Origin of the sequence: Nocardia sp. NBC_00511 (genome assembly GCF_045161165.1) — a bacterium.
Taxonomy (GTDB): domain Bacteria; phylum Actinomycetota; class Actinomycetes; order Mycobacteriales; family Mycobacteriaceae; genus Nocardia.
Genome location: NZ_CP107849.1, coordinates 7865909 through 7886840, shown reverse-complemented (window position 1 = coordinate 7886840; position 20932 = coordinate 7865909). Strand labels below are relative to the sequence as shown.

Annotated in this window: 12 protein-coding genes; 3 read left to right on the top strand and 9 right to left on the bottom strand. The window is 69.3% G+C overall.

All coding sequences use genetic code 11. The features are described from left to right. Window positions 1-64: 64 nt before the first annotated feature. From OG300_RS36575 to OG300_RS36545, 7 genes are all read right to left on the bottom strand, one after another. Window positions 65-1036, bottom strand: coding sequence for an ATP-binding cassette domain-containing protein (locus OG300_RS36575; protein ID WP_405489040.1), 972 nt, complete (start codon window positions 1034-1036; stop codon window positions 65-67). Between the two features lie 43 nt (window positions 1037-1079). Continuing rightward, complete coding sequence (gene nbtC / locus OG300_RS36570; RefSeq protein ID WP_405489038.1) at window positions 1080-4421, bottom strand: nocobactin polyketide synthase NbtC; 3342 nt, start codon at window positions 4419-4421, stop codon at window positions 1080-1082. Then, on the bottom strand, window positions 4414-5766 hold the full coding sequence (locus tag OG300_RS36565) for a polyketide synthase (RefSeq protein ID WP_405489036.1): 1353 nt from the start codon (window positions 5764-5766) through the stop codon (window positions 4414-4416). Before OG300_RS36565 ends, nbtC begins: the two co-directional genes overlap by 8 nt. Continuing rightward, window positions 5763-6527, bottom strand: a complete 765-nt coding sequence (locus OG300_RS36560) for a thioesterase II family protein (protein WP_405489034.1) — start codon at window positions 6525-6527, stop codon at window positions 5763-5765. The genes OG300_RS36565 and OG300_RS36560 overlap by 4 nt, the downstream gene beginning before the upstream one ends. 29 nt (window positions 6528-6556) lie before the next feature. Further along, the gene (locus OG300_RS36555) at window positions 6557-12739 is read right to left on the bottom strand and encodes an amino acid adenylation domain-containing protein (protein WP_405489032.1); all 6183 of its coding nucleotides are present in this window, start codon (window positions 12737-12739) and stop codon (window positions 6557-6559) included. A 57-nt stretch (window positions 12740-12796) separates the two neighbouring features. Further along, window positions 12797-16300 carry an amino acid adenylation domain-containing protein gene (locus tag OG300_RS36550; RefSeq protein WP_405489030.1) on the bottom strand — a complete coding sequence of 1168 codons (3504 nt, stop codon included), beginning with the start codon at window positions 16298-16300 and terminating at the stop codon, window positions 12797-12799. Between the two features lie 134 nt (window positions 16301-16434). Next, window positions 16435-16716, bottom strand: coding sequence for a hypothetical protein (locus tag OG300_RS36545; RefSeq protein ID WP_405489028.1), 282 nt, complete (start codon window positions 16714-16716; stop codon window positions 16435-16437). Window positions 16717-17711: 995 nt separating this feature from the next. Between OG300_RS36545 and OG300_RS36540 the strand changes: the two genes are divergently transcribed. Beyond that, window positions 17712-18059 carry a DoxX family protein gene (locus tag OG300_RS36540; RefSeq protein WP_405489026.1) on the top strand — a complete coding sequence of 116 codons (348 nt, stop codon included), beginning with the start codon at window positions 17712-17714 and terminating at the stop codon, window positions 18057-18059. 193 nt (window positions 18060-18252) lie between these two features. On the opposite strand, the gene OG300_RS36535 is transcribed toward OG300_RS36540, so the two are convergent. Beyond that, a complete protein-coding gene (locus OG300_RS36535; RefSeq protein ID WP_405489024.1) occupies window positions 18253-18714 on the bottom strand; it encodes a hypothetical protein in 462 nt (153 codons plus the stop codon). 147 nt (window positions 18715-18861) lie between these two features. Between OG300_RS36535 and OG300_RS36530 the strand changes: the two genes are divergently transcribed. Next, on the top strand, window positions 18862-19542 hold the full coding sequence (locus tag OG300_RS36530) for an SDR family oxidoreductase (RefSeq protein WP_405489022.1): 681 nt from the start codon (window positions 18862-18864) through the stop codon (window positions 19540-19542). A 23-nt stretch (window positions 19543-19565) separates the two neighbouring features. After that, on the top strand, window positions 19566-20177 hold the full coding sequence (locus tag OG300_RS36525; RefSeq protein ID WP_405489020.1) for an SDR family oxidoreductase: 612 nt from the start codon (window positions 19566-19568) through the stop codon (window positions 20175-20177). Window positions 20178-20301: 124 nt separating this feature from the next. On the opposite strand, the gene OG300_RS36520 is transcribed toward OG300_RS36525, so the two are convergent. Further along, window positions 20302-20889, bottom strand: a complete 588-nt coding sequence (locus OG300_RS36520; protein ID WP_405489018.1) for a TetR/AcrR family transcriptional regulator — start codon at window positions 20887-20889, stop codon at window positions 20302-20304. Window positions 20890-20932 lie beyond the last annotated feature (43 nt).

Here is a 20932-nt window from a genome sequence, read left to right as displayed (position 1 = left end):
GTGGCAATCGCGGTGAATCGTCCTGCGGCCCGCACGGTTCCGGCGGATCGCCGAGTGCGCCCGCTCACGCGTTCACCTCGGCCGTCGGCTTGGTGAGTTCGATGAAGACCTCGTCCAGGGAGGGGCGGCGCAGTGCGATGTCGATGAGTTCGATGCCCGCGCCGGTGATTCGGGCGAGGGCCTCGGTGAGGGTGGCCGCACCGTCGGGGGCGGGCAGCGAGACGCGGTCGGCGGAGTCGGGGACGGTGACCTCGCCGAGGCCCGAGAGGGCGGTGGCCAGGCGGGGGACGTCGGCGGCGTCGACGGGCACGACCTCGCAGTAGCTGGAGCCGCTGCGGGCCTTGAGCTGGTCGGCGGTGCCCTCGGCGATGACGGTGCCCTTGTCGACGACGATGATGTTGTCGCTGAGGGCGTCCGCCTCCTCCAGGTACTGGGTGGTGAGCAGGACGGTGACGCCCTGCTGCTTGAGTTCGCGCACCAGCGCCCACAGGCCCTGACGGCTGACCGGGTCCAGGCCGGTGGTGGGTTCGTCGAGGAACACCACGCGCGGGGAGCGCACCAGGCCGCAGGCGATGTCGATGCGACGGCGCATGCCGCCGGAGTACTGGCCGACGCGGCGGTCGGCGGCCTCGGTGAGCGAGAAGCGTTCCAGCAGTTCGTCGGCGCGCACCCGGGCGGCCTTGCGGTGCAGGCCGAGCAGACGGCCGAAGAGCACCAGGTTCTCGCGGCCGGTCAGTACCTCGTCGAGGGCGGCGTACTGGCCGGTGAGCATGATGCTGGCGCGCACCTCGTCGGGTTGGCGGACCACGTCGTAGCCCGCCACCGTGGCGCGGCCCGCGTCGGGCCGGACCAGGGTCGACAGCACCGACACGGTGGTGGTCTTGCCCGCGCCGTTGGGTCCGAGCACGCCGAGCACGCTGCCCGCCGGGGCGCGGAAGCTGATGCCCCGCAGGGCCTTCACCTCCCCGAAGGACTTCTCCACCGCTTCGACGACGATGGCGTCGTCCGGCTGCGGCGCCCGGTTGTCGGTACTCATGGTCGGGTGTTCCCCCTGCACTGGTGTTTTCGGAAGGATCGGGTCAGGCGAGCAGTGAAACCACGTCGTCGAGCGACGCGCCGCCGAGGATGGCGGTGACGGGCAGGTCGCGCTGTAGGTCGGCTTCGATCCGCTTGCGCAGATCGAGGGCTTGCAGGGAGTCCAGGCCGAGGGCGACGAGCGGCAGGGTGCCGTCGATGGTTTCGCCCGCGTCGAGGCCCATGACGAAGCGCAGGGCATCGCGAACCTGTTCGGCGACATCGGGTGTCGGAGTGACCGGTGCCGCCACCGTAGGTGCGGCGACCGATCCGGCAGCGCCGTTGCCAGCAGCCGCCGGTACCACCGATACCGGTGCGGCGCTACCAACGGAAACGCCCGGTAGGGATGCGTTCGACACCGCAGTGGGCGCAGCGGGAACCATTGCGACGGGCTCGTCGGGGAGTTCCGCGAACAGCGGGTCCTGGCCGAAGAGCGCGAAAATGGCGCGCAGCGTGGACCATTCGGCGGCCACGACCACGCGGTTGCCGGTGGCGGCGAAGCCGGTGGTGACGGCGGCGACGGGGTCCATCGGGAGCAGCCCGGTACCGCTGATGCGGGCAATGGCCTCGTCGTGATCCGCGCCGACGGCACGCCACAGACCCCACTGGATCGCGGTGGCGTGAATTCCGTTGCGGCGGTAGCCGGTCGCGGCGGCGTCGAGCATGCGGTTGACCGCCGCGTACACGGCATGGCCGCGGCCGCCGATGGTGGCCGAGAGCGAGGAGCAGGCCAGCACCCGGGCATTCGGAGCGAGCGGCAGGGTGCGAACCAGGCGATCGAAGGCGAGCACCTTGGATTCGGCTGCGGCGAGCACGGTTTCGGCGGTGGGTTCGGCGGCGGCCGCGTCGTAGTCGACGGCGGCGTGCACGAGCAGGGTGACCGGCGCGAGCGCTCCCGCCAGCTCCGTCACCGCCGCGTCGTCGGTGACGTCGCAGCGCCGGATCTCGACGGCCGCGCCGGAATTCGCGAGCTCCCGAACCCGGGCCTGCGCCTCGGCGGAGCCACCGGACCGGCTGATCAGCGTGATCCGCCGCGCACCGGAATGCGCGAACTCCGCGCAGAAGTCCAGGCCGAGTTTCCCTGTCCCGCCGACGATCACGACCTCGGCGAGATCGTCACGGGTCAGCGGCCGATCCTCGGCCTTGCCCGTGTCGATGACCAGCCGCTTGGCGTAGTGCTTGCCGTCCCGCGCGGCGAGCTCCGGCTCCCCGGCGGTGTGCACGGCCCCGATCACCGCCTTCGCCGCGGCCGGAAGCTCCTGTCCGGCTTGCAGATCCACGTGCCGGAACCCGACACCCGGATGCTCGGACGCCAGGCACCGGAAGGCCGCCTGCGCGGCGGCGTGCACCAGATCCGGTGTCTCCCCGTCCAGTACAGCCTCGCCGGCGGCGGTCACCAGCCAGACGTCGCGGACCCCGGTCAGATCCGGTAGCCAGCCGCGCTCAGCGACGAAGTCGGCGGCAGCGGCAACCTGTGCGGCGAGATCCACACTCGCGGAGGCTGCGCCATTCGACGACCCGCCCGCCACCTCGGTCCGCTGTCCGGGCAGCAGGATGACCGCGGTGTCGTAGGTCGCACCGTCGCCGGGGGTGACGACTGTCGCGCCGTGGCGGCCCGCGGCGTGCTCGACAGCGGCGGCGAGGTCGGCGCAGCCGCCAGTGTGGTCGAGGATGGCGAGGGTGCGCGGGGGCACCAGCTTGCGCTTCTCCAGGCGGACCCACCGCTCGGACAGACGCTGCGGCACGGCGATCGGTGCTGCGGCGCTCGAGGTCGAGCCGACCACGGCGGCCGAACCCGGTGCTGCCGAGCCACTTCCGCTCTCGTTGGAGACCGGTGCGCCCGACTGCTGTTCTGCGGTGACGGATGTCGCGGTGGCACGAGTATCCGAGGTCGCGCTGGCGACAGCTCCCGAGCTGGGCACCGCTGTGCCGTCGGGCGCGGCAGGCGCCGCGACGTAGTTGAAGGGGGCCCAGAGCTTCTTCGGAGTGGTCTGCGTGTTGGGGAATTCGAGGAGGGGCAGGCGGACCGTATCGGTGTTCGTGCGCAGCGCATTCCAGGTGAAGCTGCCGTGCAGGACCGCGATCTGGGCCAGGTTGCGGGTGAATTCGCGGAGGTCCTGGGCGGTGCGGCGGGAGGTGCCGATGGTGTGGAAGGCGCGTTTGGGGGTGACGCCGCCGAGGGTTTCCTGCATGGCGAGCATGAGAGCGGGGTGGTCGGCGATTTCGACGAAGATGTCGACGTCACGGTTGGCGGCTTCGGCGATGGCCAGGTCGAAGCGGACGCGGTTGCGCAGGTTCCAGTACCAGTAGCCCGCGACGGGGAGGTCGGGGGTGACGGGTTCGCCGAGGGTCGCACCGAGGCACGGGATTTCGGTGGGGAGGAATTCGGTGTTGTCGAGGGTGTCGCGCAGGGTGGTCTCGAGCTCTTCGCGGAACTTGGAGACGAAGGAGGTGTGCGCGGGGTATTCGACGCGGATCTCCTTGGCGAACTTGCCCTGTGCGGTGAGGGTGGCGACCAGGTCGGAGACTGCGGGGCGTTCGCCGGAGACGGCGAGCACGTGCGCGGAGTTGACGACCGCGAGTTCGGCCCAGCCGGAGTTGCGGGCCAGCAGTGCCTCGCATTCGTCGCGGTCGACGCCGAGGACCGCCATGGCCCACTGGCCGCTCCAGTCGTTCGCCTCTTCCAGCGAGGCGACCAGGTTGGCACGCAGGGTGACCACGCGGATGCCGTCGGCGAGGGAGATGATGCCGGACACCACGGCGGCGGCGATCTCACCCTGTGAATGTCCCACCGTCACATCGGGTTCCACGCCCGCGGCCCGCCACATGGCGGCGAGGCCGAGCATCTGCATGAACAGGGCGGGCTGGACGATGTCGACGCCCTCGTTCGCCTCGCCCTCCTCGTGCAGCAGGTAGGTGAGTGGCGAGATGTCGTGCAGTTCCTGGAATTTCGCGTCGCATTCGTCGACGGCGGCGCGGAAGACCGGGGAGTTGCGGTAGTAGAGCAGGCCCATGCCGGGGCGCTGGCTGCCCTGTCCGGGGAAGACGTAGGCGATGCGCCGGGCGGTCGCCGCGCCGAGCCCGGTGATCACGGCCGGGTGCGGGCGTCCGGCGGCGACGGCGTGCAGCGCGTCGATCAGCTGGTCGCGTTCGCTCACCATGGCCAGGGCCCGATGCCTGCGCGCGCCCCGGGTGCGCTGGAGCATGTCCGCGACCTCGTCGGGGGTGACGGCGGGATGCTGTTCCAGGTACGCGGCCACGGCGGCGGCCTCGCGGGCGAGGGCGTCCGGGGTGTCGGCGGACAGCGGGATCGGCGTGCTGCCGTCGGGAAGTCGGTAGTCAGGCATGGGCTTCCTTCAGTGATGCGGCCTGCACGGACCCGGTCTCGTCGAGTGCGGGCATGGCGAGGACGGCGTGCGCGTTGGTGCCGCTGACGCCGAACGACGACACGGCGGCGTAGCGGACGCCATCGCGCGGTGCCCAGTCGCGGAGTTCGGAGGCCAGCCGCAGTCCGGATCCGTCCCAGTCGACGCGGGTGGTGGGCTGGGCGGCGTGGCGGGTGGGCGGGATCTGCCCGTGCAGGCCGCTGAGCAGCACCTTGATCAGGCCGAGCAGTCCGGCGGCGGCCTGCGCGTGGCCCAGGTTGGATTTGACCGAGCCGAGCAGCGCGTCACTGCCGTCGGTGCGCGGTGCGCCGTAGACCTGTTGCAGCGCGGCCAGTTCCAGAGGGTCACCGACGGCGGTGCCGGTGCCGTGGCCTTCGATCAGATCGACCAGCTCGGGTGCGACGCCGGAGGCGGCGACGGTGGCGCGGATCAGCCGCTCCTGCGCCGAGGTGCTGGGCACCGCGATGGGTGCGCCCTTGCCGTTGTGGTTGACGCGGGAGCCGAGCAGCCGGGCGTAGATCCGATGCCCGAGGCGGCGGGCCCGCGATTCTCGTTCCAGGACAACGACTCCCACGCCTTCGCCCCACAGTGTTCCGGAGGCGTCTTCGGCGTAGGGCCTGCACTGTCCGTCGGCGGCGAGCGCGTTGTTCTTGGAGAATTCGAAGAACGCGCCGGGTGAGCCCATGATGCAGGCGGCACCGGCCAGCGCCCATTCGCATTCGTCGTTGCGAATCCCATTGGCGGCCATGTGCACCGCGGCCAGCGAGGACGCGCAGGCGACATCGACCACGACCGAGGGTCCGGTGAGTCCCAAGCAGTTGGAGATCCGCCCGGCCACCGCGCCGAGGGCCGCGCCACCCGCACGGTAACCGGTGTAGTCGTTGACCTCCGCGCCGTGCGGACCGTATTCGGTGTTGGAAGCGCCCATGTAGCAGCCGATTTCATCGTCACCGAGATCGGACGGGTTGATGCCCGCGTTCTCCAGCGCCCGCCACGCCACCCGCAGCGCCACCCGCTGCTGCGGGTCCATGGCCACGGCCTCACGCGGGGTGATGCCGAAGAACTGCGGATCGAAATCGGCTGCGGTGTCGAGGAATCCGCCCGCGTCGCGCACGGTCCCCCAGCCTTCGGTCTCGGCGAGTCCGAACAGCCGCTCGAGCGGCCAGCCGCGATCGCGCGGGAAAGGTCCCAGCAGGTCGCGGGATTCGGCGAGTGCCGTCCAGTAGTCGGCGAGGGTCTCGACGCCGCCGGGGGCCTCCACGGCCATGCCGACGATGACGATGGGGTCGTCGTGGTTCGTGCTCATCGTGCCACCAGTTCCCGACTCGGATCGGCGGCAATGGTTTCCGCGATGGCGGCGACGTGGTCGTGCAGGTAGAAGTGCCCGCCTTCGAACATGGTCACCTGGAGTTCGTGGTCGGTGTGCGTCTGCCAGCCGTACAGGTCGCCGAGGGTGACGAATTCGTCGTCCTCGCCGCCGAGGGCATGCACGGGAACGTCGAGCACCACGTCCTTCGGGCAGGTGTAGGCGTCGAAGGCGGCGTAGTCGGCCTTCAACGCGGGCAGCGCCATGCGCATGAGTTCACGGTTGGCGAGCACGTCCGCGCCGGTGCCCTGGAGTCCGCCGACGTGATCGAGCAGCTGTTCGTCCTCGGTGGGGTGCGGCGGCATGTCGATCACCCGCCACGGCGCGACCGCGCCGGACACCGCGAGCAGCCGCACCGGGATGCCGGATTCCCGTGCCAGGCGCGCGAATTCGAAGGCGACGACGGAACCCATGCTGTGCCCGAACACGGTGATCGGGGTGCGCCCGTTCTGCGGGGACCGCTCGAATTCGGCGAAGGCCCCGGCCGCGATCTCCGGCACGCTGCCCAGTGCCGCTTCGCGGCCGCGGTCCTGCCGCCCGGGGTACTGGAAGATCGACACGTCGAAGTGCTCGCTGAGCGCCTTGGAGAACGGGCGGTAGGTGGACGCGCCGCCGCCCGCGTGCGGGCAGATCACCAGCGAGGGGCTGCCCGCGGTGCGGGGGCGATGGAATTTGCGGATCCATCCGAGGGTGTTGCTCATGGGTTTTCGCTCCTGATTCTCTGCGGCGCTCACTGCCACATGCGGCGCATGACCAGCAGTCCGTGGTCTTCGTCGTCGATGACCGCGGTGTCGTCGACGGTGCGGTCGGGGTCGGCGGCGATGGCGCGCAGGGTGTCGTGGAAGGCGGCCTCGACGATCTCGGCCTCGGTGGGGTCGAAGGAGTCCTCGGCGTAGAAGACGACCGCTTGCACGCCGTCGGCGGGCAGCAGCGAGTTGGCCGGGAAGATCATCACCAGCAGCGCGTTGTCGGTCGCGCCGCCGCCTTCGAAGGTGACCAGTTCCAGGTTCGCCTGGGCCAGCAGGCTTTCCAGCTCCTCGCGGCCGGGCGGGTAGGACTGGAAGACGAACATGGAGTCGAACAGCTTGCGTACGCCGGTGGCGCGGATGGCGGAGGTGAGTCGGTACTGGTGGAACTCCATGAGTTCGACTCGGCGGCGCTGGATTTCGGCGAGCAGTTCGCGCCAACTGGATGCGCCGCGCAGGCCGACGGCGACCGGGATGGTGTTGGCGAAGCAGCCGATGGCATTGTCGACCTCGTCGAGGTCGGCGGGGCGACCGGAGACGACCTCACCGAAAACGGCTGTCTCCGAACCGGTCACGTAGCGCAGCACATTGGCCCAGGCCAGCTGGCAGACGACGCTGAAGGTGGTGCCGAGTTCGGCCGCCAGCGCGGTGAGCCGGTCGACGACCTCCGGGTCGATGGCGGCGGATCGGCCGGTGGGCACTCCCCCGCCCTCGGGCACCCGGTTGGGGGCGACCAGGCACGGCTGCACGCCGTCGAGGTAGCCGGACCAGGCTGTCTCGGTGGCGGTTTCGCGGTCCTGGGTGAGGCGCAGGAAGTCGGCGAAGGTGTCCGGGCTGCCCAGCGGTGCGGCGGCGCCGTCGCTGAGGTACGCGCCGAAGATCTCCTGCGGCAGCAGCTGTCCGGACCAGCCGTCGGTCAGCAGGTGGTGCGAGGTGAGCACCAGCATGTGGACCGCATCGGGCAGGTGCACGACGGTGGCCCGGGTGAGCGGGCCGCGCGCGAGGTCGAACTGCTCGCCCTGGTCGGTGAGCAGGAAGTCGCGCAGGCGCTCGTCGGCGTCGGGGCGGTCGGCGAAGTCGACCTCGCGGACCTCGACGTCGACGTGGTCGGCGACGATCGCGTACGGCTGTCCGGCGTGCGAGACGGAGATGCGGATGCGCAGGTTCGGGTAGCGGTTGACCACGGTGTCCAGGGCCGTGCGCAGACGCGGCACCTCCAGCGCGCCGCGCACCGCGATCATGGTCTGCACGTTGTAGAAGTCCTTGCCGCCGGACCCGAGCGCGGTGAAGTACAGCCCGGCCTGCATGGGTGCCAGCGGGTGCACGTCGGCGAACGCGCCGTAAAGGGTCTGCCAGCGGTCCAGATCCAGCTGGGTGACCTCGCGGGCGAGCACATCGCTGGGGGTGAAGCGGCGGCTGGAGTCGTCGCGCACGGTTTTCGCGAAGTCGCGCAGGCCACCGGCCCACAGGTCGGCGAATTCGTGGACTTCGGCGTCGGTGAGGATCCCGGCGGGGAAGCGGAAGGAGGCGCGCAGGGTGGCATTGTCGCCGTCGGTGACGGTCACCGTGTTCACGTCCAGGACCGCGGCCACCGGCATGGCCGAGTCGGCGTGACCGCCGAGGTATCCGAATTCCGGTGCGGCTTTCCAGGTTTCGGCCTGTTCGGCGACGGCGAAGCGGCCCATGTAGTTGAAGCTGAGCTGCGGCGCGGGCTGCCCGGCGAGCGCGGTGCGGCCCTCGACGTTCAGCCAGCGCAGCAGTCCCCATCCGATACCCGCGTCGGGCACGGCCAGCAACTGCTCCTTGACCGCCTTCACCGCGTCCACCACGTCCGCCTCGCCGCCCCTCAAAACGGCGAGAGCGACCGGGTAGGCGCTGGTGAACCAGCCGACGGTATTGGCGAGATCGGTTCCGGCGAAGAGGGATTCGACGCGCCCGTGGCGTTCCATGGTCAATGAGACGGTGTCGGCGTCGTTGTCGCGGGAGCGCCGGAAGCGGTGCACGGCGACGGCGAGCGCAGCGACCTGGATGTCGAGGAAGTCGCAGCCGAACGCCTGTGCGCCCGTGGTCATCAGGAACCGGGTGTCCTCGGCGTCCAGCTCGGCGGTGACCTCGTGCAGGGTGGCGATGGTGTCCACGGCCGGGTCGAAGGCGCGGCTGCCCAGCAGCGGATCGCCACTCTCGGCAACGGTCTGCCAGCGCGGCAGCTCCGCGACCAGTTCGTCGCGGTGTGCGGCCTGAATCAGGCTGGTGTTCCACGCTTTCACCGAGGTGCCGGTCTCCGGCTCGAGCGAACCGTCCCGCCAGAACTGGCGCAGGTCGTCGTGCAGGATGCGCCAGGAGACACCGTCCACCACCAGGTGGTGCGCGACCAGCAGCAGGCGGCCGACGGCACGGTCCGGCGTTCGCACCCACACGGCGGCGACCATCCGGCCCGCGGTGGGATCCAGACCCGCACCGGCAGCGTGCAATTGCTGTTGCAGCAGGTCGGGGGTGACGGCCTCCCACTCCTCGTCGGCCACGACGACCTCGAGCAGCTCGACGGCCGGGCGCGGCTCGTCGAGCGCCGGAACGTAGTAGGCGGCAAGGCCTTCCGAACCAGTGGCGTTGCCGACCGGGACTGGTGCGGCATCCTCTGCGCCGTGCTGGGGCACCGGGAGTTCACCCGCAGGGGCCACACCCATCCGGGCGCGCAGCAGCGGATGCCTGACCAGCAGGGCGTCGATGGCGGCGGTGAGGCGTTCGGCGGTGGCGTCGGCCGGGGTGACGATGGTGGTGGCCTGGCTGTAACCCGTGCACTCGCCGACCTTTTCGACCAGCATGGCGGCGATCGGGTTGAGGGGGATCCAGCCGGTGTCGCCGGTGGCGGCCAGGGCGGGTGCGCCGGTGTCGGTGATGGTTTCGGTGGCGGCGGCGATGGCGGCGATGGTGCGGGCGTCGAACAGGGCGCTGGTGGTGATGGTCAGGCCGCGCTTCTTGAGGGCGGAGGCCATGCGGATGGCGGTGATGGAATCGCCGCCGAGGGCGAGGAAGTCGTCGTCGGCCGCCAGGTCCAGATCGTCGGCGAGGCCGAGCACCTGGCGGGTCACCTCGGCGACCAGTTCCTCTGGGCCGGAGCCCAATTCGCGGCCGCGGCCGGTGCTGCCGCCGAGATCGGGCACGGGCAGGGCGCGGCGGTCGAGCTTGCCGTTGGCGGTGAGCGGCAGGGCGGGCAGGCGCACGAAGGCGGCCGGGATCATGTAGTCCGGCAGGCGTTCGGCCAGGTAGGCGCGGATGCGGTCGGCGACGGTGGCCTCGGAGTCGTCGGCGGACTCCGTGTTCGGATCGGCCACGTAGTAGGCGACGAGTACGGAGTCGGTGACCCGGGGCAGTGCGACGGCGGCGGCCGAGCCGATGCCGGGCATGCGGCGCAGCGTGGTGCCGATCTCGCCGAGTTCGATGCGGTGGCCGCGGATCTTCACCTGATCGTCCACGCGGCCCAGGTATTCCAGGCGGCCACGGGAATTCCAGCGCACGATGTCGCCGGTGCGGTACATGCGGGCCCCGGGTTCGGGCGCGAACGGGCAGGCCATGAAGGTGGCGGCACTGAGTCCGGCGCGGTGGTGGTAGCCCTGCGCCAGCTGGACGCCGCCCAGGTACAGCTCGCCGGTGACGCCGGGCGGCACCTGGCGCAGCTGCTCGTCGAGGACGAAGACCGACGAATTCCATTCGGGGACACCGATGAGCGCGGAGCGGATCTCGTCGCCGCCGTGCGCGCCCTCGAAGTCCTCGTGGGTGAGGTCCATGGCGGCTTCGGTCGGGCCGTAGAGGCCCAGGACCTTGCCACCGAAGACGCGGCTGGCCTCTTCGACCAGGGCGGGCGGCACGGATTCGCCGCCGAGGTACACGTAGCGCATGGATTGCAGCCGGATCGGGTCCGGACCGGCGTCGAGGAAGGCGCGGGTCACGCTGGGCACCAGGGACAGCTGAGTCACCCGGTGCCGCTCGATGATTCCGGCCAGGGCCTCCACGTCGGCCTGCCACCACTGCGGGTGCGGCAGCACGGTGGCCGAGCCGGTGCACAGCGCGTTGACGAGCTCGAACACCGAGACGTCGAAGCCGATGGGGGCCTTCTGGAGGATGCGTTCCTCGCCGAAGCCCAGGTAGTCGCGCATCCACTGGACGTGGTTGACGATGGCGCGGTGGTTGATGACCACGCCCTTGGGGCGGCCTGTGGTGCCGGAGGTGTAGAGCAGGTAGGCGGCGTCCAGGGGGTGGATCGGCCGGGTGAGTTCTTCGGCACGGACCGGTGCGCGGTCGGCGGCGGCCAGCTCGGCACGCACCTCGGCGGACGCGAGATCCATTACCGGAATGGCGATTTCGGCCGCAAGGGCTCGCTCGACCGACACCGAGGTGATCAGTAGCCGGGGGTCGGCGTCACCCAGCATGTACTCGATGCGATCGACCGGGTAGCTGGGGTCAGCGGGCACGTACACCGCGCCTGCCCGCAGCACGGCCGCGAACACGACCGGCAGCCATTCACTGCGTTCGGCATAGACGCCGACTCGATCCCCCGTGCGCACACCGCGTTCCAGCAGCATGCGAGTGAGTCCATTTACCCGCGAATCGAATTCGGCATACGCCAGCTCGATGTCCTCGAACACCACGGACACTCGCTCCGGATACCGCTGCGCGGAGTCACGGATCATGGCGTCGACGGTCTCGGCCTCGATGGCCGGGCGGTCACCGAAGGACCAGTCGTCCAGGCGGGCACGGTCGGACGCCGACAGGGTTTCCAGCGCGCCCAGGGTCGCGCCGGGCGCGGCGGCGGCCAGCACCTGGTCGATGTACTCGTGCAGCCGCTCGATGGTGCCGTGATCGAAAAGGTCGGTGCGGTAGGTGATCTGGACGTCGGTGCGATCGTGGTGCATGAAGGTCTCGACGACCAGCGGCAGCAGCGCACCGCCGTTGTCGATGAGTTCCCAGCTGGTGCTCGCGCCCGGCAGCTGCGGGCCGTCGATCTTCTGGTGCAGGAACAGCACCATGGTGTCGAAGAGTTTGGAGCCGACGTGCCCGGTGGCGCGGTTGGCGGCCCGCACGATGCCTTCCTGCGGGAAGTGCTTGTGCCGGAACGCCGCCGTGGTGGTGGTGCGCACCTGGGTGACGAGGTCGGCGAAGGTGGCCGCGCCCGCGCCGGTGAAGCGCAGCGGAATCATGTTGGACAGGTTGCCGATCAGCAGTTCCTGGCCGGACTCCTCGCGGTTGGCGACGGTGGTGCCGACGATGATGTCGCGCTGGCCGGTGGTGGTGCGCAGGGCCAGGTAGTAGGCGGCCAGGAACACCTGGAACGGGGTGGCGTTCAGGTCGGCGGACAGGCGGCGCAGGTTGGCGTCGGCGCGGTCGCCGAGCAGCCGGTCGAAGCGGTCGCCGCGTTCGCTGACGGTGACCGGGCGGCGGTCGTAGGGCAGCTGGAGTTCGGGGACCTCGCCGTCGAACTGGCTCTCCCAGAACGCCGTATCGGTGCCGTGGTCGTCGTCGCGGTAGTGGTCCTGCTCCCATTCGGCGAAGTCGGCGACCTGTAGGCGCAGCGGTTCCACGGTGACCTCGCCGGCGCGGGCCTGCCGGTAGAAGTTCTCGATGTCCGGCGACAGCGCGGGCAGGGTCATGCCGTCCCAGGCGATGTGCTGGATGGTCAGCACAACCACCAGGCGGTCGGGGCGGGTGCGGGCGAACAGCACGCGCAGCGAGGATTCGGTTGAGAGATCGAAGGTTTCGTACGCGGCGGCGCGGGCCAGCTCGGCCAGGATGCGGTCGGCCTCGGCCGGGTCGTGGCCGGTCAGGTCGGTGTCGGTGAGCCGGGGCGGCAGCTGGTCGTGGATGAGCTGGTAGGGATCGCCCTGCTCGTCGTTGTGGTAGGTGGTGCGCAGCACTTCGTGGCGGCGGACCAGGGCCAGGAAGGCGCGGCGCAGGGCGTCGGTGTCGACCTCGCCGTCGAAGGTGAGGGCCAGGCACAGGTTGTAGGCGGCGCTGTCGGGCGAAATCTGCTGGTGCGCCCAGACATAGCGTTGTCCGAAGGACAGGGCGGCGCGGGTGGGGTCACGGCGCACCGGGACGGTGGGAGCCGCGGCCAGGCCCTCCTGCGCGAGCCGGGCCAGCATGGCGGCCTGTAGGTCTTCCAGCGATTTCATGTGTCGAACCAATCCTTGTTGTCGAGAATGCCTTGCGCCGCAGCGTGTTCCGCTGGGTCAGCGGGCGGCCACCGGTTCGGGCAGGGCGATCTCGGCGAGTTCGAGCAGGATCCGGGCCACCTGGTCGAGCCGGTCCGGGGTGGGTTCACCGGCGAGCAGGGCAGCGGTGATGCCGCGCACCGTGCGGCCCTCCAGTACGCCGGTGACGCCGAAGCGTTCCACGGCGAGCAGGCCGCGCAGCTTGGCGGTGAGGGTGGTGGCGAGGATGGAGTCGCCACCGGCGGCGAAGAAATCGGTTGTCGCGCCGAGCTTCTCGATGCCCAGCACCTGGGAGGCGATGTATTCGACGGCGGCTTCGACCGGGGTCGCGGGCGCGGTGTAGGTGTCGTGGGCGGTGTCGTCACCGGCGGCGACCAGGCGGCGGATGGCGGCGCGATCGAGTTTGCCGTTGCCGGTCAACGGGATCGCGGGGGTCAGCTCCAGGATCTCCGGGATCATGTGCGCGGGCAGCAGTGTGCGCAGGCCGTCGAGGACCGAGGACGCGGCGCTGCCGGACAGCGCCGCCTCCCCGGTCGCGGCGACCGCGGCCAGTCGGCCGGAATCGGTCACCAGCGCAACGGCTTCCCGGATGCCCGGCTGGGCGGCGAGTGCGGACTCGACCTCGCCGAGCTCGACCCGGAAGCCGCGGATCTTCACCTGATGGTCGGCGCGGCCCAGGAAGTCGAGGGTGCCGTCGGGCAGGTAGCGGGCCATATCGCCGGTGCGGTACCAGCGGATGCCGTCCACGGTGACGAAGCGGTCGGCGCTGCGCTCCGGGTCGCCGCGGTAGCCGTCGGCCACGCTGACGCCGCCGATCCACAGCTCGCCGGGCACCCAGTCCGGGCAGTCCTCGCCGCGCGAATTGACCACGCGGCAGCGAACATTCGCCATCGGGGTGCCGTAGGGGACGTTGGCCCGGTCGGCCGGGTAGGCGTCGGTGAGCTCGCAGACGGTGGAGTGGATGGCGGTCTCGGTGGTGCCGCCCAGGCCCGCGAAACGCACGCCGGGGACGGTGGTGCGGAAGCGGTGGCCCTGCTGGGATTTCACGCGGTCGCCGCCGGTGATGACGGTGCGCACGGTGCGCAGCTGAGCGGGTGAGGCGGTGTCGAGCAGCATGGTGATCAGGCCGGGGGCGCAGTTCACCACGGTCACACCGGTTTCGGCGATCAGCGTCGACCAGGCGACGGCGTCGCGTTCGACGGCGGCCTCCACGGCGACCACCGCGCCGCCCAGCGACAGCGGGGAGAAGATGTCGAACACCGACAGGTCGAACTCCAGGGCCGACAGGCCGATGGTGTGGTCGTCCGCGCCGAGTTCGAAGTGGGTGATGATGGCGTCGATGGTGTTGGCGGCCGCGCGGTGGCTGACCTCCACGCCCTTGGGTTCGCCGGTCGAGCCGGAGGTGAACAGCACGTAGGCGATCGAGTCGGCGGGGGCGATGTGCGCGGCGTCCAGGCGCGGGCCCGCGACGGCGTCGGCCAGCAGCAGCGGGGTGATCTGCTCGGGGAGTTCCACCGGGGAGTCGGTGAGGATCACGCGTGCGCCGCCGCGCTCGAGGATGCGGTCGCGGCGCAGTTGCGGCTGCTCGGTGCTGATCGGCAGGTAGGTCGCGCCCGCGGCGAGGACACCGAGGACGGCGGGAATCTGCTTGTGGCCCTTGGGGATCATGACCGCGACGGTGTCGCCGGGACGGACTCCGGCGTGCTCGAGCGCCTTCCCCACCGCGAGGGCCTGCGCGGCCAGTTCGCTGTAGCTGAGGGCGGCCACGCGGGTTTCCTCCGCGGCGGTCGCGGCGTCGGCCAGCCAGCGCAGGGCGGGGCGCTGCGGGTGGCGCTTGGCCAGCGCGAAGAAGGCTTCGTGCAGGGTGCGCGGGCCGCCGAGGTCCAGGTCGGTGGCGTTGACGCGGTCGCGGACGGCCTGCTGCGCGGCGGGCAGGGCGATCGACAGGTCGGCGTTCCAGTCCGCGCCGGGTTCGACGAGAGCGTCCAGCAGGGAACGGAATTCGGTGAACATGGCCTCGGCGACGCCCTCGGGCAGGGCGTCGCGGCGAATGTCCCAGTTCACCAGCAGGCCGCCGTTGAGTTCCACGACCTGGGCGTCGAGGTCGACCTGCGGGCCCTGCGAGATGATCCACACCGGTTCGCCGAAGGCGTGCAGGACTCGTTCGGAGAACAGTTCGCCCAGGTCCAGGCCGGAGGTGAACACCACCGACGGGGTGACGGGCGCGCCGCGCAGGCGACCCAGGTCGCGCAGTACGTCGAGGCCCTCATAGACGGAATGTGCTGCGCAGGTGTGCAATTCGCGCTGTAGCCGCTTGGCGCGGGCGACCGTGGATTCGCGGCGGGCGGCGTCCACGTCGACCAGCACCGAATTGGTGAAGTCGCCGACGACCTGGTCGATATCGGCGTGCAGCGGTTCACGGTTGAACAGTGGGACATTGAGCAGGAAGCGCTGCCGTGCCGACCAGCGGGCGATGGCCTCGGCGAAGACGGTGGCCAGCGCGACCGCCGGGGTCACGCCGTGGCCGTGCGCGGCCTGGTGCAGGCGGGCCTTGGCGGCGGGGTCGAACCAGTGGTGCAGGCGGATGCTGGCGGCGGGGTCGCGGCGCTCGGTCTCCGGCAGCACGGGCAGCGCCGGGATGTCGGGCAGGTCGGCCAGTCGCTCGCCCCACCAGCGGCGATCCGCCGAATTGTCGGGCGCGGTCTGCTCTTTCGCGGCCAGGTAGCGGCGGAAGCTGTAGGCCAGCGGCGAGAGGGCGTCGTCGTCGGCCGTGTAGAGGGTGGCCAGGTCCTCGAGGATGCGGCGGTAGCTCTGCGCGTCGGCGGCCAGCATATCCACATCCACGTGCAGGCGGTGGCGGCCGTCGGTGCGGGTGGACAGGGTGATGTCGATGACCTGTCCGGCGGCCACATCCATGCGCTGGTGGCTCTTGGCCTGGCGGATGCGTTCGAGCTCTTCGGCCTCGGAATCGGCTGCGAGGGTGCGGGATTCGAAGACCGGATGCTGCGGCTCGGGCAGGGTGAGCTGGGTGCCGCTGTCGGTGAAGCCGGCCCGCAGCTGCTCGTGGCGGCGCACCAGGCGGGTGACGGCGCGGCGCAGGCGCTCGGAATCCAGGCCGGTGCCGTCGAATTCGACGTAGAGGTGTGCGGCGACGCCACCGAGCGCCTGATCCTGGCGGCGACCCATCCAGTAGGCGTGCTGCATGGTGGCGAGCCCGAATTCCCCGGTGGCAGCCTCGGATCCGCCGTTCGCGGCGCCGCCCTCCGACACGGTGGCGGCGGAGCTCGCCCCACCCTCGACCTGCCCCGCGCCCAGCAGCGCCGCCCAGACACCGAGGGTGGGTTCCAGCGCGAGCGCGGAACTGCGCACCTCGTACCCTTGCTTGCGCCACTTGGCCGAGAGCTGCATGAGCATCATCGAGTGCATTCCCAGGCTCACGAGATCGTCGTTGTCGCCGATCGTTTCGGGGGCCACGTCGAGCGCCGCTGCCACCATGTCGCGAACCTCAGCAATGTCGAGCATCGAACTCCCTCATCAGCGAACCGTCAGCCGTCGGCCTATTCTGTAGGCAAGGCTTGCCTAACCTCAGAGGGATGGTAGCCCATGCCCACCCGCCGGGTACAGCGCTGTGGTTTGGCTAACCTAATCTCCCCACTTCAACCCTCTGACAAGCCACTACGGTGCACGAGAATGGCGCAATCACGCCTCTGCGCACCCGGATAGCCGACAGTTGACTGCCCGGTGTCCACACAGACCACATCCGCGATCTTGACCAGCGCGGCCACCTCACCGTCCGCGAAATGGTCGAGGCTCGGCGCGACAACTTCCTCCACGTACCTGCCGTAGGCGAGATTCATCAACTGATTGATCACCGTCACCGGCCCCTGGTCGTCACCGAAATACATCAGCATCACCAACCACCCACGCTGCTCGGCCAACCCGTGAATACGCGCAACGTCCCGCTGCCACGACTCCCCCGAAACCTCCCGCCGCAGCTTCCACATTTAGGCTTCAGGCTTTTCGCGTAGCAGGTGGCAGGATCCCGCAATGCTGCGGGCGAATTGGCGTTTAGACGCCTCTCGGGGGCGAACATTGCGGGATTCTGCTCGATGACCGGACTTATCGACTCTCACTCGAACCCTGTTCAACAGGGTCGAGAAGGCAAGGGCGATAAACGCTGCGAGGCATACGAACTCGGTCGATGGCCGGGCCTCACTTGGACAGCTCAGAAGCCCGCTAGCCCGAGGACTTTCGCACGGTACACGAGTGCTTCCATTCCCCAGTGGATTCTCGGCATCGACTCGGTCCGCAAGCTTTCGCAAGCCACCCGTATCGCGTGGATCCGGTGTCCTTCCAGCAGCAATCGGTCGAACTCGGCCCGCACCTCGGCAGGCAACGTCGGCCACTCGGCGCGCACTACGCATTCGCTACAGATCTCGGAAAACTCGGCCTTCGAGGAGGTTTGCAGCAGACCGCATTCCAGGCACCGAGCGGAGACATACCGCTCGGAACAGCCGGGACACAGGACCGCAACTCCAGGCTCAGCCGCCTGCCCCGGCGCTCCGCATGTCGGGCAATCGAGTCTCATCGCTTCAGTCTGTCCTACCTGCTGGTCAGATGTCGTGACGCGTGACCACACCCAGCCACGAACGAGTGTCGTCCATACGCCATTCGATCGTCAGCTGACGACGAGTGAAGGCTTGGGCTGCTTCCAACACCGCGGCTTGCGCCTGCTCCGGGCAGTCCAGAGGCCGATCGACTGATCCGCACACGACACCACCGGATTTCAGATGGACGCTTATCTGTGCTCACGCGGTCAGTCCCATGCGCGCCCGCAAACCCATCGAGGAGCTGATGTCACACTCTCGTGTGCTGTCGCGTCATGTTGGTGAACCGGTCCGATCCTGGACCCACTTACAGAACCGAGATCGACATGCATACCGCCTACATCATCGTCACCATCGCCGCTGCCGCCTGGGTCGGATTCTCGGCGGTGTCGCTGCTGCGCCGGGCCGCGTTCGTGGTCGATCCGCTCGTGGAATACGGTGTGCCGCAGTCGTGGTGGAACCCGCTGGGTGTCGCCAAGGCGATCGGCGCGATCGGACTCATCGTCGGACTGTTCGTTCCCGTGATCGGGGTGGCGGCGGCGATCGGCCTGATTCTCTACTTCGCGGGTGCGGTGGTCACCGTGCTGCGGGCCCGCTCGTACAAGACGGTTGCGTTCCCGGTGCTGTACCTGATCCCGGTCGCGGTCGCGCTGGGACTGGGAGTGGCGGCGTAGCTCGCTGACGAACACGATCTCGGCCTGATCCCGCACTACTGCTACGGAATTGGGCTACTGATTCCGGATTGCGGTGGATAGTGCGCGATCAGGCCGGAGGGAATGTCTGAATCGGTTGGCTGCACTCCGGCACGGTATCGGGATGTTGCGGTGAAAGGCCCGGAGCTGAGCTGCTCCGGGCCTTTTGCGTTTGTCAGCCTTGGCACTTGTTGTCGATGACCTTGACGCTGTAGCCACTGTTCTTGACTATGGCGTCGTAGTCCGCCTCGCCGATGGAGCGGCCGAGCCCGACCGAATACGTGCCGCTGCTGTCGTCGATCTTGCCCTGCGAATCCAACTGCAGGCCTTTGGCATACGCGGCGCACCAGCCGGTGGGGATCACGGCGTCGTAGGTGCAGCTCGCGGTCACACCCACGTGGCCGTTGCCGGAACCGGTGTCGATCCAGTGCGCGGGATTCTGGTCACGGCAGTACTGTTCCACCGCGTCCACGGCTTCCTGCTTACTGCCGTGATCGGACGAGGTGTAGGTGTAACCGCCCTCATCGAAGATAACCGCGGTCCACAGGTCTTGAGCCTGGGCAGGCGCAGCGCCCGCGACGCCCACGACAGCAGCTCCGGCAACGGCCAGCCCGATACCAGCGAAACGTGAAATCACTTTTCCCCCTTGATTTTCCCCGCTCACCCGACGGTGAGATTCCCTCCGCGAGGAAGGCTAACGGGTCCGCCGCGCCGCGCCAAGCGAGATTTCGACCACCTGGCAACCAGTCGACTCGCAGAGGGTTCGGAGGCAAGATCGATAGTTATGAGTGGTATCGCCCTGGTTACCGGTGGGAATCGCGGGATCGGGCGGGAGGTCTGTCGGCAGTTGGTCGATCAGGGGTTCACCGTGTTGCTGGGTGCACGGTCGGAGGAGGCCGGGAAGAGGGCGGCTGCGGAGGTGGGGGCCATCTCGGTGCCTTTGGATGTCACCGATGGTGCGAGTGTTGTTGCGGCGGAAGCCGAGGTGCAGTTGCAGCATGGGCGGCTGGATGTGCTGGTCAACAATGCGGCGATCAGTTACGACACCTGGCAGCGGGCGGCGACTGCGGATCTGGATGTGGTGCGGGAAGCCGCGGAGACCAATTTGTACGGGCCCTGGCGAATGGTTCAGGCCTTCTTGCCTTTGCTGCGCAAGAGTTCTCATCCACGGATCGTGAACGTTTCCAGCGAGGCCGCCTCGCTCTCGGGGATGGGTGGCGGGACTCCGGCCTACAACACGACCAAGGTGGGGCTCAATGCGCTCACCCGCATGTTGGCTGCGGAGCTGCGCTCCGATCGCATACTCGTCAACTCGATCTGCCCGGGATGGGTGGCTACCGATATGGGTGGCGCAGGCGGTCGACCTGTGGCCGAGGGGGCGCGCGGAATCGTGTGGGCGGCAACGCTGCCGGACTCCGGACCTACTGGAGGATTCTTCCGCGACGGCCAGCCGCTGCCCTGGTAAACGAATGCAATCGAGGAGACGTAATGAAGTACCTGATCATCGGTGGCACCGGCCGCACCGGTCGGCATGCCGTCGCACAGCTCGGCGAACTCGGGCATGACGTCGTCGTCGGCACCCGCCGTCCCCGCGACGAGCACAGCGTGGCAGTCGATTTGGCGAACCCGCTCGATGCCGGGTTGCTGGACGGATTCGACGGCGTCATCGTGTCGGTCGAGCCGCCCACGGACGACACCGGAGCCGATGCGGTGATGAACGGCGGAGTCGAGCGGCTGGCCGAACTCGCTGCGGCACAGCAGATTCCCGTCGTCCTGCTCTCGCAGATCTACATCACCCGCGCGGCCGAACATCCCGAACTGGCGGGCATCATCCGTGCGCGTGGTGCCGGTGAACAGGCGCTGCGGAACAGCGGTGCTCCGTACACGATCGTGCGGCCGGGATGGCTCACGAATTCCGCCGCAACCGGAGTCCGCCTCGAACAGGGTGATCGCGGTGAAGGCAACGTCAGCCGCGAAACCGTTGCTCAGGCAGCGGTCGCGGCCCTGCTCGAGCCCGAATCCCGTGGCAGGACTTTCGAAATCTACGACGGACCCCTCGCCGATTGGTCCACAGCCTTCACAGGCCTGGCCGCGGACTGATATTCACGGTCGAATGGGCCTATTCCTGCAATCGGACCACCGGACTGTCAGGAAACTGATTCTCGCGCCCAGGGTTTGCAGGAATCGGCCCATTGCTCAAACCGATTACGGGTGGACAGCGAACTCATCGGTGCGGGGTGCGGCAGCCGTCGAGTAGCAGGTCGATGGTGCGGTTCAGCTGGTAGTCCGGGTCGGGCATTTCCGCGCCCGCGCACAGGTCGCCGATCGCGCGCATGAGCTGGTAGGCGGAGACGTCGGCGGTGATCTCACCGGCGTCGCGGCCTGCGGTGAGCAGGCTGTCGAAGACCGGGACCAGACGGTCGAGGAACAGGGTGTGCAGGGCGGTGAAGTTGTCGGGGTCGCTGCGCATCGCGGCGGCCAGGCCGTGCTTGGTGACCAGGAACTCCACGAACAGGTCGACCCAGCGGCGCAGGGCGGTGAACGGGGAGGGCTCCGAGGCCAGCAGGGCGGGACCTGCCTCGGCACAGGCGTCGATCTGGTGGCGGTAGACGGCCGCGACAAGGTCTGCGCGCGTGGGGAAATGGCGGTAGATGGTGCCCATGCCGACGCCCGCCGCCGTGGCGATCTGACGGACCGGCGCGTCCACGCCCTGGGTGACGAACACCGAGGCCGCGACGTCGAGCAGGGTCTGCTCGTTGCGGCGCGCATCGGCACGTTTGGCCGCGGGTACGGCCGGAGTTCGCTCGACCACGGGACGTCCTTTCTCACAACAGCGGTTGCCAAGCGGAACAGCG